Below are 13,795 nucleotides of genomic sequence, written 5' to 3'. Positions count from 1 at the left end.
CATCAAAAAACTGCACGACCTCTTTGCCGGGAGTGGTGAGCCCTCTTTAGCGACCAATCGATCGATCCTTGACTCAACTAAACATGTGCACGTCGTACCTTTTCGGTGATCTAACAATCACAGATGCTTCACGAGGTCTTGGAGAATTCGCCCATACGTTCGGTGGGCCACCGGATCGCGACGACGCCTAGCCCTCATGTGCACTGGCGTACGAACGCCGGCCGGTTTTAACAGTACAAACTTTCGCTTCGAATCAGTGACACACGGCGTTCGCCGCATACGTTCTTGAATGGAGTCAATTCTCTTGGAAGTCGCAATACTGGGTGCTGGCGTCGCGGGTTTGGCATCGGCGATTGCGTTGAAGCAAGTCGGCATCGCGGTCCGTGTGTTTGAACGCAGAGAATCGGTGCACAATCTTGGTGCTGGCGTCGTGTGCTGGCCCAACGCAACCTTTGTGCTCTCGGAGCTCGGAATCCTAGATGAGCTGATGGCTGTCGCTGGACGAATCACCGCGATGAGACGCTTCACGCGAAACGATGTCGAGCTTGGGATTCTGGATGTTGGACAACTTGATGATGAGATGGGATTTCCCAGTCTCGCGGTGCTGCGTGAAGATCTGATGCGAGTGCTGCTGAAACGAGCTGAAGAGTGCGAAATTCCAATTGCCTTCAACGCACACGCTACCTCAATTGAGCGCACTGGCGACTGTTGCCAAGTCATGTTCGATGATGGCAATTCCATTTCGCCAACGCTCATCATTGGTGCGGACGGAAGAATGGACTCCAAGGCACGTCAATTCATCACGAATGACAATCGACCTGTCTATCAAGGATTCGTCAATTGGATTGGTATCCACCGATGGGAACAACCCGAATTCGACCGTTTGGAAGTCCATGACTACTGGGGTGTTGGAGCACGTTTTGGAGTTGTCCCCGTATCTGCGCACACCGCCTACTGGGCGGGCGGCCTGGCTGTGTCGGATGTGTCGCTCGCCCAAGATCACCCTAGCATCGATCAGCTGAAGCAAGCGTTCGACGACTGGCCCGATCCCGTTGGCGAGATCGTACGATCCGCATCGGACAGCAACACAAAATGCGTGCCACTTTTCGATCACAACCCCGTGCCGAACTGGCATCGAGACAATGTGCTGATGATAGGAGACGCGGCGCATGCGGCGCTTCCAACATCGGGCCAGGGAGCTGCTCAAGCGTTGGAGGATGCTTGGTTCCTTGCTCGCGAAATTTCTGCGTCAGCAGGTGATATGGAAACCGCGATGGCTGAGTTCACTCGAAAACGATTCAACAAGACAACTCGAGTCATCATGGGCGGGCGAGCTTTCGCGTCCAGCTTGTTTGAATCCGACGCCAAAGCTTGTGCGTTACGTGATCAGAAAGCCGTCGAAACAGACTACACCGCAATGGCTTCGGGAATGGCCTCTGCTTGGAGCGATGGACTGCCAATCGGCGGACAGCACTAGCTTGGGCTGATAAAGCTTGATGGTTGACGCGAAAGTTGCGGAGTTGGTTTTGTTTCTGTCCCACGCCCCAAAGGGGCAGCTCTAAGATTGCCCCAGGCATCGCCTGGGGTTCGTTTTGAGCCCCAACGGAGCGGCCCTAAGGAAGACTCCCCAAGAACCTGCTAGGACCGCCCCGATGGGGCTTTGCAAACTTGGTCCCGCCACAAACCAGGGCGTTGCCCTGGGCTGGCATAGGGCTGCCCCGTTGGGGCGAAGTCGTGGGACAATACAGACGCGGTCCAAAGCAATGCCAATCCCAAGAATCTGGCAGCCCAGCACTAGCCAGAACGCCAAGCCGCCGGCCTTCAGTTTTCAAGTGAAACATCGATCGCATACATTACGACTGAAGTAGTAATTCACCGGAATTCTGTTGGTCAGGCATCTTGGCAAATGACAAACCGCGATCGCGACACTCTGATCTCTGATCGCAACCATTCGGATTCAAAATCAGATCGGTTCATGCTGTCGACTGCAGACATCAACGCCTTGTCGAAGAAACGCATGTGGATACTTATCCCCGCTGCAACCGTTGGTGTTGCGGTCATGCTTGCATATTTCGCGGTGGTTGCCGCGTGGCGTGACTCCTTGGTGGCCTCTGCGAAGCAAAGCTTTGGTGAATCGACCGCGGATGCACTGCCCATCGTGTTGATTCTTCCTTCGATTGGATTCTTTCTCACTGCGTTGATCTGGGGCGAACACAAATCCAAACACCACGCATTGATCTGCCCCAACTGCAACGTAGACCTATCCCGGTCCACGAAGCGCGTGGCGGCAACAAGGTGCTGCAACTCTTGCGGTAAGCAGATCGTGGAGGGACCGCGAACTCATGGTCCCGAAGCATTTGAGCGACGTTCCCGAATTGAGCAACGAAAGTTTCTTATCTACTGGTTCTGGGCGTGGCCGATCTTGGGTTCGTTGATAATTGGCTACCACTGGCTTTCGCCAACAGGATTCGAGGACTGTCCACACATGCTATTCATGCCAGGACTCATCGGCACGACCGCTTCCGGCTGGGCATTCGCTCGAACGCTGGACAAACGTTATCTTCCACAGCTTGCAGGGTCTGCGATGGTCCTCTGCATTGGTTTCAGCGTTTTCTGGTGACACCAAGGTTCAGACGAATGAGGCGATGATACGAAGTCGCAGGACTGTCGTTTCTGACAATCAAAACCAACTTCCGCAGCTCAGTCGTCGCGGCCACTATTGATCAAAAAATGGACGCTCCACGTTTCTGCATCGAACGCCCCGCAAACAACCTACGTTTCTACGTCGGTTTGGCGGTCTCTGCATGCGTCACAATTGTTTGCTTTCTGTTGGCAGCAACAGAAGCAGACCGCTGGATGGCATACCCTCTCGCAACGTTTCATTTGGTCGGTCTGATCGTCATTGCTTTTCGCCGACCGAGTACAAAAATCGTCATTGAACCTGACACGATCTCTTGGTTCGGGGACGGACTATTTTGGCCCACCTCCAATCTGGTGTCGTTTATCGAAATCGAGTCCGTCGAATTGCAGGTGTCCGGCGATCACCAGTCAATTCTACTTCACAATCGGTTTTCCGATCCTTGGGTGATACGAGACAATTTCTTCACCGATGCGAGGGTTGTTCTGGCGGCCATCCGCGAAATCCGACCGTCTCTGCCAATATCTGACCAGGGAATGTCATGACAGCGAAGGGCGGTGGCTTTCAGTCACAGGACAAACGCCTGAAATGCAAGCAGAGACTCTATTTCTCGCTTGCATGACGAATGTCAGCTTGCGGCGCCCTAGCATATGCACACTGATGCTTGATGCGGCCCGTTCCAGTGGACTTGGCAAGAAGAACTCTCGAGTTGCGTGTCTAGCGGGCTGTTGATTTAATGAGCCGTACCGCGTTAGCGGCGGTTAGTCAGACGCCAACCGGGGCTAACGCCCATCGGCTAATTGTTGTCATTTGGTATACGACTAAATCAACAGACTGCTAGCGGAACCACTGAGCCAGCGCGGTTGCGTGCAGTTGCTCGTAGGCGTTGACGGTCGTCGATTCATTCACGTCAGGCCGCAGAAACTCCGCGATCATTTGATCGGTTTGGTCGACCTTGCTTTCGATGCGGTGCATCCACAACGACTTCAGCGTCCCGATGCTGTCGAACAGATCCGCTCGCATCATCATCATGACGCTATCAGCGACGCCTTGATTCGCCGCCGGCAATGACGCTTGCTTGGCGACGTGCTTCTGAAAACCTTCCGTCATTGCGGCGCGAGTTAGCCAGGCAACTGTTTCGTGCGATGGCGTCGTGCTGCATTCTCTCGCGGCGGTGGCGTGAGATCGAGTCCGGGTGAGATCCATTCCAAACCGGGTCAACTCGGCATCGTAGGCGGAGATGCTGCCAACCAAAACGTCGATCCAACGCTCGGTCACACGTCGCAATCGATTCAGCCGAACCGCGTCACTCACACTGCAACCGCGACGATCCAAGATCGCCCATTGGACTCGGTTGCGTGCTTCCAGATGAGACAAATGGATGGCTTGCGTGATCGGCGAACACTCATCGGTTCCGTTTCGCCGGTCGATGCCATCCCCGATCGCGGCCACGACACGTGTCAGCACTTCGCTGGCCAGAATCTCTTCCAGCACACCCATGTGGTCGGTCCACCAACATCGCATGCGGTAGAAGTCACCCGTTGCTTTGACGCGATTGAACCTGGCCATGACCTGATGCCAAAGGTCCAATCGATTTCGCGATGCGGACCAATATTGCGCAATGGCCTCGGGCGAGATCGGTCGGCGCTGCAACAGCATCGCTGGCCCATGATAGGCCAGGACGGAAGCAAGTTCGGTTAGCTGAACAACGTGCATGCAGAAACACTGGTACAAGTCGGAAGACCTCCGCGGTCGAACCGATACCTATTTGCAGACGCCGCGCCGTCGGCACCTTTCCACCAGCGTTTTCATCGCAAGTCACTGCGAATGGGTGACTTACGGAAAGAGGGCCCTGTCGGCCGCGTCCGCACATGCCGTCAAACGTTGTAAAAACGCCACACGAAGTGGAATCCTTGCAACGCGAAACGTTGTCGATACGAGGACGTTTTCGGGGGGCAAAGTTCCCTGCCTGTGTAAGGTTGCAGACGCTCCCCGCATAAATTCCCGGCAGCATCGCTACTCAGAAACAGCCCGCACGAACGGATCGCTCCATTTTTCGTCCGTCAGAATCGTGCGGTCGGTCAGCGTTTTCAGGAACGCGACCAGAGCCACCTTGGGCACTTCGGGCAGCCCCATCCCGTTGGCAGAGAAGTTCTCCAGCCTTCCGTCCAGGTTCGGATGCGGTTTGATGCTCCAGTTGTAATGCTCGACGACTTGGTCAAGCGTGTGGAATCGTCCGTCATGCATGAACGGTCCGGTCAGTTCGACGTTTCGGAGCGACGGGGACTTGAACCGGCCGCGATCCATTTCAGCATTGCTGACCGCCCCCACACCCAAGTCAACGTCGTCCGTGTCCGCATCGACGCCGTTGACGGCAGGAGTCGTCATGGTGAAAAAGGCTGTTTGACGAGGCGGTCGCTTGGACGAATCGTATGGCTCGTCGGGCCGATGGGGATTGAACGGCAACGCGTTGCTCATGTGGCACGACGCACAATTGGCTCGCCGAAGAAAGACGTCCTTCCCCAGGTTCTCTTGTTCGGTGAAGTTTGGAAACGGCCTGCGATACGAACCGGCTTTTGCCAAACCAATGTCGTACTTCGATTGATAGGAAACGATCGAGCGAACAAATTGAGCCAACGCTTTCGCGACTCGATCGACCGTGACATCCGAAGACCCGAACGCTTTGATGAACAGAGGCGGATAAATCGGGTCCGCCGCCAATTGCGGAATCAACTTGTCCAGCTCATGGCCCATTTCGATTGGGTTTTCGATAGGCATCAAGACTTGTTGTTCCAACGTGCGAGCACGCTCGTCCCAGAAGAAGCGACCTCGTTGATAGAAACGAGCGTTCACAAGACTCATCGAATTGCGAGCGACCTTCTTTCCGTCAAAACCAACGCTCAATGGTTCGTCATCGGTGAACGACAACTCTTGTTTGTGGCACGACGCACACGAAACCGTTCCGTTGGCCGATAGCGATTCGTCGTAGAACAACACGCGTCCAAGCGTCGCACCGTGATCGGTCAGCGGGTTGTCCGGCGGAGTGTTGTCGAAACGTTCGACTGCGGATCGAAAGTGATCCGGCCAATCAATGTCGCTGTAGTTGAAAGGCGTCTCCGGCAGATTCAACACTCGCGTCTCAAACGCCCCGCCCTGCTCCGCCGCGTTCGACGACTTTGGAACGGGTTCCGCCGCCACGCAAATTTCACGTCCGATAGAAAGCCAGCCCATCCAGCACACAGCGACAAGGACGCTCACCGCCCTGCCCCGACCCATTCGTGAAGCAGTCCCTACGAAATGCGGATTCGTCATGATTGGCATCGTGGCGTTTTCTTTGGAAAGCGATATTTGACCCCGCGAGTTTAGCATTTTCACCGGACCTTTTCGCGGGCCGTTCTAAATCGAATGACCGCTGCACCGCCCTGCTCCGCCGCCACACCGCGTGTATCGCTGGCGGGTGGTGTGAATCAGCTCATTTGCGAAAACCGCGACAATCGGCGGCCAAAACGCCGGCAAACAGGGCAGAAATTTGCAAACACCAAACGCGAGTTTCTCTCGGCTGGCTCAGCGGGTACAAACGTTGGCTGACGCGCACCCTCGAAAAGGATTTTGCTGAATGTCGGATACGATCATCGCTCCCGAAATGAACATTGAAGCGGCGACGGAAATTCCCGAAACCAAACCGTTTGTTCACCTCCACTGCCACAGCCACTACAGCCTGCTCGATGGAGCCGGCGACATTGGAAAATTGGTCAAGCGAGCCGTTGATCATGGGATGAATGCGCTGGCACTGACCGACCACGGCAACCTTCACGGCGCGCTCGAGTTCTATCGCAAGGCAAAAGACGCCGGCATCAATCCGATCATCGGATACGAAGCCTACATCGCACCGGGAAGTCGATTCGACAAAGGTGGAGCAAGTAGCAGCAAAGCGGCGAGTTATCACCTGACGCTATTGGCTCAGAACCGAACCGGGTTCAAGAACCTGATCAAGCTGGCGTCGGCCGCGTCGCTCGAAGGTTTCTACTTCAAGCCGCGAATCGATAAGGAGATTCTGGAGAAGTACAACGAAGGGATCGTGTGCTTGTCTGGATGCGTCAGCAGCGAATTCAGCCGCGCGATTCTGAAGGGAATTCAAACCAAAGAACACGAGGAAGAAGCCAAGAAGATTGCGGGTTGGTTCCACAAGGTCTTCGGCGATCGTTACTTCATCGAGATCATGAACAACGACGTCGACATCCAACGCACCCAGCTCGAAGGCGCCGTCGACATTGCCAATAAGATGGGCCTGCCTTTGGTCGCGACCAGTGATTGCCACTACGTCAATCAAGAGGACGCGGAAGCACAAGACATCATGTTGTGCATCAACACCGGTCGATTCCGAACCGACAACACGCGGATGAAGATGGAGAACGATCAGTTCTTTCTTCGCAGCCCTCAGCAGATGTACGAGAAGTTCCCGGGACTGGAAGACGCCGTCGGTCGCAGCCAAGAGATCGCTGACACCGTCGACATTCAGCTGGAGTTCAACAAGTACTTCTTCCCGAGCTTCCCCTGCCCGGACGAGCTGACGCCGCTGGATTACCTGCGAAAGCTTTGCGAGCAGGGATTGATGGAACGCTACGAAGGCGATGACGAGCGGATCATCGATGGAAAGCTATCCGATGAAGTGATGGCTCGTCTGGATCGCGAATTGGACGTGATCGAGAAGCTGGGCTACCCGACCTACTTCCTCATCGTTTGGGACTTCGTCAACCACGCTCGTGACATCGGCATCAGCGCCACGGCCCGGGGTTCCGGGGTGGGTGCGATCGTGTGTTACGCGCTTTACATGTCGCACGTTTGTCCGCTGCGATACGACTTGCTGTTCGAACGATTCCTCGATGAATCGCGAACCGAGCCACCCGATATCGATATCGACTTCGAAAAGGAACGTCGGATCGAGGTCATCGACTATGTGAAAGAACGCTACGGCAGCGAGATGGTCTGCCAGATCGGAACGTTCGGAACGCTGGCAGCAAAGGCCGCGATCAAGGACACCGGTCGCGCGCTGGGCATTCCGCTTTCTCGCGTCAACCAAATCACGGAGTTGGTGCCCGATGAGCTGAAGATCACCATCGCAAAGTCGCTTGAGAAGAGCGCCGACCTGAAGATGATCTACGACGGCGACCCGGAAATTCGCGAGTTGCTCGATCTGGCAATGAAGATCGAAGGTCTGGCTCGCAACGTCGGCACACACGCCGCCGCCGTTGTGATCGCCGACAAACCGTTGACCGAATACGTGCCGCTTGGCCGCGTCCCCGGAAAGCAGGATGTGATCACGCAGTGGGCGATGGTCGACGTGGAAGCATCCGGTTTGCTGAAGATGGACTTCCTCGGTCTTCGCAACCTGACGATCCTTTCGCGAACGGTGAAGTTGGTCGAACAAACGACCGGCACCACCATCGATCCGCTGAAGTTTCCGCTGGATGACAAACCGTCCTACGCCTTGCTGCAACGCGGCGAAACGAAGGGTGTTTTTCAACTCGAGTCCGGCGGGATTCGCGATTTGCTTCAACGGATGAAGCCCGACACGTTCAACGACATCATCGCGACGGCGGCTTTGTATCGTCCCGGTCCGCTCGAGGGCGGGATGGTCGATGATTACGTCAACATCAAGCACGGGCGGCAGCAACCGGAGTACAAGCACCCGGTGTTGAAAGAGATCTTGGAAGAGACCAACTCGATCATGGTCTACCAAGAACAGGTGATGCGGATTCTCAACCGCCTCGGTGACGTGCCGCTGGCCAAAGCGTACACGTGTATTAAGGCGATTAGTAAAAAGAAGCAGGCACTGATCGATGCCAACCACGATGTCTTCATCGCCGGTTCGATCAAGAACGGTTTGGCGGAAAAGGACGCCGAGGACATTTGGAACCTGATCGTCAAGTTCGCCGGTTACGGTTTCAACAAGTCGCACTCCACGGCGTACGCCTTGGTCGCGTATCAAACGGCATACTTGAAAGCCCACTACCCCGTCGAGTTCATGGCAGCGTTGCTGTCCAGCGACATCTCGGGGCGGAACTTCAAACGCAAGGACGCGCTCGTTGAGCACATGGAAGATTGCGATCGGATGGACATCGAGGTTCTGCCTCCCAATGTCAATCAATCCGACGCTGACTTCGGAGTGCTGGACGGCAAAATCCCGTTTGCGTTGTCTGCCATCAAAGCCTGCGGCGGATCCACCGCGATCAGCATTGAAGAAGAACGCAAGAAGAACGGACCGTTCAAAGACATCTTTGACTTCTGCGAACGAGTCGACCCGCACGACTGTAACCGCAGCTCGATCGAAACGTTGATCAAAGCCGGTGCGTTTGATTGTTTTGGTGCGAAACGCAGCCAACTGGCCGCGGTGCTGGAACGGGCGATGCAAGCCGGAGCGAAGGTTCAAGCTGACAAAAAAACCGGCCAAGCAAGCTTCTTCGACGCGTTTGAAGAGGAAGACGATGCCGATTCAAACGGCGAGTCCAGTGCCGCGGTGCCGTTGCCCGAAATCGAAGAATGGCCGGATCGCGAAAAGTTGTTGGCTGAAAAAGAAGTCTTGGGTTTCTACCTCGACAGTCACCCGCTGGCTGAGTTTGAAAACAAGCTGGCGACGTTCCGGACGCACACCACCGAATCCATGGCGGATTGCAAAGACCGCGACGAAGTCATCGTTGGTGGGATGATCAGCAGCATCAAAATCGCTCACACCAAAAACCCCAAACCGGGTGCGCCCAGCAAGTACGCCAACTTTGATCTCGAAGACATGGCTGGCAGCGTTCGCTGCATTTGTTGGCCGAAGGGATTCGCCGTTTGTGGTGAACGAATTCAGCCCGATGCCGTGGTGCTAGCCAAAGCCAAGATCGACCGACGCGGTGGTGGGGATGAAATCAACCTGATCATCGACGAATTGACTCCGCTGGACGAACTGGATTCACGCTACACGCACGGCATTCGGATTCGTTTGGACGAAGCCGAGCACGACGAAAAGACGGTGTCCAACGTGCGTGAAATCGTTCGCGGCTACCCGGGCAACAAGGATTTGTTGTTGGCGATGCAGTTGTGCGAAGGAGAGACGGTGCACTTCAAAGCCGACAAATTCCGAGTCGACATCACGCCACAGCTTCGCGAACGCCTGGACGATCTTCTCGGAACCGGTCACTACAAACTGCTCATGAGCAAACCCAAACGCTGACGCTGCGATGTCTCCGGAATATGGATGGGCACTCGGAAGCCGCACCTATATCCATCGGCAAGGTCGCTGTCCAGAATTCGTTTTTGGAGTCGGTTCGCCACCCAAATACGAGCCCAACCCGGCACAATGAATCAAGTTCTCTCGTCAACCGATTCAATCGTCAAATTGAACGATGAGGGGTCAGGCCTCTTTGTTGCAAATCGCTCAACATAGAGTCTTGCTCCCTTTGTTGTTCGGTTCTTCGGGGATTTTAGTGGCTGATCGCGTGAAACGTGTTGATTCGGTACTCTCCTGGGATGAACGATCTGAACCAGCACTACCGACTACTTCTTGGGCTCAGCGACGAATGGAATGTCGTTGACGTTGACCTCGATCTCAACGCCAGCCGAGTCATCATCGACCTGGAGCACTCCGGTGGCAAGCTCTGCTGCCCTGAGTGCTCTGGCTCTTGTTCACGAAGCGATACCGCTCCGAAGCGAACATGGCGTCATCTTGACACGATGCAATTCGCGACCGAGATTCGAGCAGCGGTTCCGCGAAGCAAGTGTCCCACATGCGGAGTCAAAACCATCTCAGTTCCTTGGGCCGGCAAGCACTCTCGGTTCACACTGATGTTTGAATCTTTTGCCATCCGTGTTCTGCAAGCAGCGGCCAATGTCTCCCGCGCCGCTGAGCTTCTCAGGTTGAGTTGGGATAGTGTTCATTGCCTGATCGAACGTGCGGTGCAAAGAGGGCTGGATCGTCGTTCGCTGGACTCGGTCCACCATGTCGGCATGGACGAAAAGAGTTTGGGAAAAGGCCACGACTATGTCTCCGTGATGACAGACATTGATCATCGTCGGGTTCTGGATGTTTCGAAAGACCGTACCATCGCCGCGGCGGACGAACTTTGGCAAACACTCAGCGAAAACCAACGAGAGGAAGTGGAATCCGTGTCGATGGACATGTGGCAGGCGTTCATGACCAGCGGCGAAAAGAACGCTCCCAACGCAGAGATCGTTCATGACAAATTTCACGTCAGCAAGTATCTCGGCGATGCGGTCGATAAAGTGCGTCGTCAAGAACAGCGAGAACTCAAAGCCGAGGGCGACGAGCGTCTAACAGGGCTTCGCCAGATGCTTCTTTACAATGAAGAGAACCTGAGTGAGGACCAGCAAATCGATCTTCAGATCTTGCAAAAGAGCGACCTTCGCACGGGGCGAGCCTGGGCCCTGAAAGAGAACTTTCGCCACTTCTGGGACTGTGGCGACGCGACTGCTGGGCAGCGATTCTTTGATGGCTGGTACGGCTGGGCAATACGCAGTCGCTTGGAACCGATGAAGAAGGTTGCGAGGATGCTCAAGGGGCACCTTCCGGGCCTGATGAGCTACTTCAATCACGGCGTCACAAATGCTCTTTCAGAAGGATTCAATAGCAAGATCCAATCGATCAAATCGGCCGCCCGGGGGTTTCGTTCATTCAAAAACTACCGCTTGAGAATCCTCTTCTATTGCGGCAAGCTCGATCTGAATCCCTTCATTCCTGGCCACTAAAATCCCCGAAGAACCTTGTTGTTCAGGACGCTTAGGCTGACTACTAAACAACTCGACCTTCATGTTGGTCAGCGCAGCAAAGCATCCGGTTGGCAACGCCGACCGGATGCCCTGCTTGTGAACCTAGCGGATGCTCGTCAAATCACCGCTTCTCAGACTCGCGTTCTTCCGTGCTGGTTTCGCTTTTTGCTGCCGAATCCCTCGACTTCTCATCGTCCGACGTTTTGTCTTTTGACTTCTCCCAAATCACGTCACCTTTGACTGGTTGGCGAGGTGGAAATTTGTCGAAAACGGCCTTCTCGATTTTGGATACGGAGTTGCCGGTCACGCCGGAATCGTTCATTAGGAAAGCAAATGCCGCCGATTCCATCGCGATGTCGATGTTCCAAATCACGCTGGACATTCCATTGGACGCATCGATCGGAAAATCAAGCTCGGGGCTGGCGTAGATTTCCAATATGAATTCAGCCGTGGCCTCAGCGTTGATCAATCGCTCGACGAGCGTATCCCATAATCCGTTGGCGTCGAGCTCCAACGCATCGCCGGCGACATCCAAAGCACCGCTGAGCTGCGACTGCAATATTTCCAGCCACACCAGTTCGGTTTCCAAACGCTGAAGTTCGCCGATCATGACAATCGCTTCGTCGGGCTCGGCGTCGAACAGACCCAGGCTCAACTCATCCACACGATCTGAAATGTAGTTGAGCCGGCTGGTGACCGGTGCGTACGCGGAATATGTGTAGGCGTAGGCGGCGAACTCGTGATAGTTGTCCGCGTGATCGGTCGGCGACGCTTTCGCTGGCGTGGTCGCAAACGACGAAGCGACCACGATGAGGCCAGCAGCCAAGACCATTCGAACCAATTTTGAAATCTTCATCTGGCTTCTCCCGTGAAATGGCGGGAAAGTTCGATGACCGGCCGACGGGGCTGGTCCAAGGCACTCGACTTCCTCCGCTACAGGACTCAGCGGGAAGACACCTGCGATGTAACCGAATGATTCAAAAGTTCTCTATGAATTGCATTTCACCTTCGCTTGAGGCGAATGTGAAAGCATCACGCGAATCGCCGCTTCGGCTTTGTAGATGGCGTGCCCCTCATTTTGGGTTCACGCTTATGAAGGAACGGGTTGGGGTAATTGATTCAGGTCTTGTATTTCGCTTCGACGAAGCGAACGCAGTGACCGAAGTCGAAGCGGAACACCGAAATCCGAAGGCGGTGGGCGAAAGGCCTCAGCGATCGTGACCAGCCCATCGAAGCGTCGAAATTCAACATGCTGCTACGACATCAGACAACTTTCAGGAAAGACGCAGGGGCCAAAGCTGAAGAGAGTTGCGGAGGATCGAACCAAGGGGGCAGGCCTCTCTGTTGCAAATTGCTTCTCAAGGAGAACTGACACCTTGGTTTAGCCCGAGTCGACATCACGCCGCAGCTTCGCGAACGCCTGGATGATCTTTTCGGAACCGGTCACTACAAACTGCTCATGAGCAAACCCAAACGCTGACCTGTGGTCCTGAGTCCCTGTTGCACTTTCCACTTCCCAAACAAAAAACCACGCGGGCCGACAGCAGCCCGCGTGGTCAGAATTGATCGTCTGGTCAGCCGGACTCAGGCGTCTTTCTTCTTGTCTTTGCCCTTTCCGCGTCCCTTGCCTTTGCCCTCGCCGCGTTCTTTCGTGGCGGTCATTTGCTTCTTAGCTTGCTCAGGCAACGATTCGATCTGTTCGGGGGTCAGCATGCCCGCCACCGATCCGCGGAGTGAACGAACCGCTTTTTGTTGCTTGCTGAACAAGGCCTGTTCTTCTTCGCTGAAGCCTTCGTTCACCTTCGCAGCCAACTCCTTGCCCTTCAGCCCAGCTTCACGAGCTTCCTTCTGAGCATCGTTTCGCTTCTTCATCAGTTCGGGGGTCAGGCCTTCCTCCCGCAGATCTTTGACTTGTGCGGTGAAGCTCTTCTTGGCTTCGTTCCATTTCTCTTTCTGCTCGTCGGTCAATTCGACCTTCTCGAGCGTCTTGCCGAGGTTCCCGGCCATCCATGCACCGGCGTTTCGATTACCGCCCCGCTTTTTCTTTCCTTCGGGTTTGTCATCCGCGGACGCAGAAGCAGCCAAACAAGCAATCAATGCCAACGCGATCAAGTGTTTCATCCAAGTTTCTCCAAGAGAGGAAGGGGCGATGGGGAGGAAGGTACCGTCATCAAACCCGAGCGGGGGATTAAGTTCCGCAAAACCGTCATAACGCGGCACGAAGTTGTGATCTCGGGTGCTGGAATCGGCCGCGGATTCGACTCGGGAACTTTCTGGTCTCATTTTGCATCCAACCGCCGGTGAAAGTCATCTGAACCGGATGACCGTCATGACCGTCACGCAGCGACATAAACCCTGTCAGAACAGCGTTTTTCGTTGCTTTGCGAG

Annotated in this window: 8 protein-coding genes; 4 read left to right on the top strand and 4 right to left on the bottom strand. The window is 55.0% G+C overall.

What is annotated here, in order from left to right; all coding sequences use genetic code 11:
* Positions 1 to 304: 304 nt before the first annotated feature.
* Together B2R17_RS19055 and B2R17_RS19050 are read left to right on the top strand one after the other, a co-directional pair.
* Positions 305 to 1,477, top strand: coding sequence for an FAD-dependent oxidoreductase (locus B2R17_RS19055; RefSeq protein WP_286765214.1), 1,173 nt, complete (start codon positions 305 to 307; stop codon positions 1,475 to 1,477).
* Between the two features lie 429 nt (positions 1,478 to 1,906).
* Positions 1,907 to 2,620 (top strand): hypothetical protein, encoded by a 714-nt coding sequence (locus B2R17_RS19050; protein ID WP_286765213.1) that lies wholly within the window; start codon positions 1,907 to 1,909, stop codon positions 2,618 to 2,620.
* Positions 2,621 to 3,475: 855 nt separating this feature from the next.
* On the opposite strand, the gene B2R17_RS19045 is transcribed toward B2R17_RS19050, so the two are convergent.
* Together B2R17_RS19045 and B2R17_RS19040 are read right to left on the bottom strand one after the other, a co-directional pair.
* Positions 3,476 to 4,354, bottom strand: coding sequence for a hypothetical protein (locus tag B2R17_RS19045; RefSeq protein ID WP_008666131.1), 879 nt, complete (start codon positions 4,352 to 4,354; stop codon positions 3,476 to 3,478).
* A 300-nt stretch (positions 4,355 to 4,654) separates the two neighbouring features.
* The gene (locus tag B2R17_RS19040; protein ID WP_339888754.1) at positions 4,655 to 5,896 is read right to left on the bottom strand and encodes a cytochrome-c peroxidase; all 1,242 of its coding nucleotides are present in this window, start codon (positions 5,894 to 5,896) and stop codon (positions 4,655 to 4,657) included.
* Between the two features lie 358 nt (positions 5,897 to 6,254).
* Between B2R17_RS19040 and dnaE the strand changes: the two genes are divergently transcribed.
* Positions 6,255 to 9,854, top strand: a complete 3,600-nt coding sequence (gene dnaE, locus B2R17_RS19035) for a DNA polymerase III subunit alpha (protein WP_286765211.1) — start codon at positions 6,255 to 6,257, stop codon at positions 9,852 to 9,854.
* A gap of 296 nt (positions 9,855 to 10,150) precedes the next feature.
* The gene (locus B2R17_RS19030) at positions 10,151 to 11,386 is read left to right on the top strand and encodes an ISL3 family transposase (RefSeq protein WP_286765210.1); all 1,236 of its coding nucleotides are present in this window, start codon (positions 10,151 to 10,153) and stop codon (positions 11,384 to 11,386) included.
* 142 nt (positions 11,387 to 11,528) lie between these two features.
* On the opposite strand, the gene B2R17_RS19025 is transcribed toward B2R17_RS19030, so the two are convergent.
* Complete coding sequence (locus B2R17_RS19025) at positions 11,529 to 12,263, bottom strand: hypothetical protein (protein ID WP_286765209.1); 735 nt, start codon at positions 12,261 to 12,263, stop codon at positions 11,529 to 11,531.
* Between the two features lie 728 nt (positions 12,264 to 12,991).
* A complete protein-coding gene (locus B2R17_RS19020; protein WP_286765208.1) occupies positions 12,992 to 13,528 on the bottom strand; it encodes a Spy/CpxP family protein refolding chaperone in 537 nt (178 codons plus the stop codon).
* Between the last annotated feature and the right edge of the window lie 267 nt (positions 13,529 to 13,795).

The organism is Rhodopirellula sp. UBA1907, assembly GCF_002337565.1.
Classification (GTDB): Bacteria; Planctomycetota; Planctomycetia; order Pirellulales; family Pirellulaceae; genus Rhodopirellula; species Rhodopirellula europaea.
The sequence above is the reverse complement of the archived record's forward strand: the minus strand, read 5'-3'. Positions and strand labels throughout refer to the sequence as shown.

Coding starts and splice junctions, on each gene's coding strand:
- B2R17_RS19050 (WP_286765213.1), top strand. CDS start 1,907: ATGACAAACCGCGATCGCGACACTCTGATCTCTGATCGCAACCATTCG.
- B2R17_RS19045 (WP_008666131.1), bottom strand. CDS start 4,354: ATGCACGTTGTTCAGCTAACCGAACTTGCTTCCGTCCTGGCCTATCAT.
- dnaE (WP_286765211.1), top strand. CDS start 6,255: ATGTCGGATACGATCATCGCTCCCGAAATGAACATTGAAGCGGCGACG.
- B2R17_RS19030 (WP_286765210.1), top strand. CDS start 10,151: ATGAACGATCTGAACCAGCACTACCGACTACTTCTTGGGCTCAGCGAC.
- B2R17_RS19025 (WP_286765209.1), bottom strand. CDS start 12,263: ATGAAGATTTCAAAATTGGTTCGAATGGTCTTGGCTGCTGGCCTCATC.
- B2R17_RS19020 (WP_286765208.1), bottom strand. CDS start 13,528: ATGAAACACTTGATCGCGTTGGCATTGATTGCTTGTTTGGCTGCTTCT.